The organism is Synechococcus sp. R6-10, from assembly GCF_047461815.1.
In the GTDB taxonomy this organism is placed as follows: Bacteria; Cyanobacteriota; Cyanobacteriia; order Thermostichales; family Thermostichaceae; genus Thermostichus.
In genome coordinates this window covers 1-657 of record NZ_JANSHW010000423.1, presented here as the reverse complement: position 1 = coordinate 657, position 657 = coordinate 1, and the positions used below count along the sequence as shown (strand labels likewise).

Here is a 657-nt window from a genome sequence, read left to right as displayed (position 1 = left end):
ACCCGCGTTATCCCACACCACGACCTCTACCCCTAACGCACGCCATTCCGACAACGCCGCCACTGCCGCCTCCTTCCCCAAACGCGCCGACCAACGCCACCACACCTCACCCGACAACGGGTCAACGGCTACCTGCAAGTACCGCCACTCGTACGAACGCTCCACTCGCTGACACAACCTGACCCCACGCACCGTCCAACGCCGACGCACCTGACCGATGAGCCCAACGCGCATCTCGTCCACAAACACCACCCGCTGCCCTAAGCGCACCCCCTGCGCCGTCAACGCCTCGCCAAACCCCCTTTTTTCCACTGCGCCTGTAGCGCAGCGTCCGCACGCACCGCCATCGGACGCGGTACCTTGCGCCGAAACCCCAGCCGATGGAAGAGCCGTTGCACCTGACGCTCCGACAGCTCCACGCCCAGTGTCTCGCGACACCACGCGGCTGCCTCGCGGAGCGTGCGAAAGCCTTGCGTAGCGGCGTGCTGGAGGAGCTGTGCCTGCTGGTCGGGGGTCAACCATGAACGCGGCGTGGCTCGGTTGCCCCCGCGTGTGCGACGGGTGAGTTCATCCAGCCCGCCTGTGCGATACCAAGTGAGCCACTTGTGAATGGACATTCGCGAGACGCCCACGATGAGGGCGACTTGTCGGGTGGGT

At 65.8% G+C, this 657-nt stretch carries 2 protein-coding genes; both read right to left on the bottom strand.

Features of this window, described 5'->3' with window-relative positions; all coding sequences use genetic code 11:
- Window positions 1-312 (bottom strand): hypothetical protein (locus tag NW837_RS11595; protein ID WP_414331666.1); only part of this gene is annotated, 312 nt, incomplete at its 3' end.
- The coding region (locus tag NW837_RS11590) for a winged helix-turn-helix domain-containing protein (RefSeq protein WP_414331665.1) at window positions 282-657 on the bottom strand (376 nt) is incomplete at its 5' end. The genes NW837_RS11595 and NW837_RS11590, both read right to left, overlap by 31 nt.